The 1,116-nt window shown below is 45.8% G+C and carries 1 protein-coding gene; it reads left to right on the top strand.

Annotated elements, in window-relative coordinates; translation table 11 throughout:
* Window positions 1–99: 99 nt before the first annotated feature.
* Window positions 100–1,014 (top strand): NAD(P)H-dependent glycerol-3-phosphate dehydrogenase, encoded by a 915-nt coding sequence (locus JGK39_RS00005; RefSeq protein ID WP_293249351.1) that lies wholly within the window; start codon window positions 100–102, stop codon window positions 1,012–1,014.
* Window positions 1,015–1,116 lie beyond the last annotated feature (102 nt).

Here is a 1,116-nt window from a genome sequence, read left to right as displayed (position 1 = left end):
ACTACAAACCGTTAAGGACTAAAGTCCTTACTACAAACCGTTAAGGACTAAAGTCCTTACTACAAACCGTTAAGGACTAAAGTCCTTACTACAAACCATATGACAATTCTGACAATATTAGGCGGAGGTGCATGGGGTTCAGCCTTGGCAAATCTGGGAGGTAAAAAGGGCGATCGCATTAATTTGTGGTCGCGCCGCAGTTCTTTTAGTCTAGAATCAGTTATAACGGGCGCAGATGTTGTAGTTTCGGCGGTTTCGATGAAAGGAGTTGGCGCAACAGTCGATCGCCTGCTTGCCTTAAATCCACATCCCAGTACAATTATAGTTACTGTCACCAAAGGTTTAGACCCCGCCACGACGCGCACTCCGTCTCAAATTTGGCAAAATGCCTTTCCTCACAATTCAATAGTCGTACTTTCGGGCCCCAATCTTTCCGAAGAAATTCAGCAAGGATTACCCGCTGCGACGGTAGCGGCGAGCTCTGATTTAGCGGCGGCGAAGCAAGTACAGAGCATTTACAGTTCCGATATTTTTCGGGTTTATGTCAATCAAGATCCCCTGGGGACTGAGTTGGGCGGCACTTTGAAGAATGTATTTGCGATCGCCGCTGGTGTTTGCGATGGTTTACAATTAGGAACTAATGCTAAATCTGCTTTGCTGACTCGCGCTTTACCGGAAATGATTCGGGTGGGAGTTCGTTTGGGAGCACGCGCCGAAACTTTTTACGGTTTGTCTGGTTTGGGAGATTTGCTCGCTACTTGCAATAGTTCTTTGTCGCGCAATTATCGAGTTGGTTTCGGATTGGCTAAAGGCAAGTCTTTGGAACAAGTGGTGCAGGAATTGCAGAGCACTGCTGAGGGAGTTAATACTGCTAATGTGTTAATTGATTTGGCGGAGCGGCGCGACATTGAGGTCCCCGTTTCCCGTCAAGTTTACCGCTTGCTGAATGGTGAAATTACTCCCGAACAAGCTGTTTTATCCCTGATGGAACGTGCTTTGAAACCGGAGATTTAAATTTGGGCGTTGCTGAGTTATAGTATGAATAGGAGGAATAATTTATGCAATGTCCAGAATGTAAATCAACCCATATCCGTAAAAACGGCAAGAAAAAAGGAA

This window comes from Microcoleus sp. PH2017_12_PCY_D_A, from assembly GCF_020738565.1.
GTDB lineage: Bacteria > Cyanobacteriota > Cyanobacteriia > Cyanobacteriales > Microcoleaceae > Microcoleus.
This window is presented reverse-complemented; position numbering and strand designations above follow the sequence as displayed.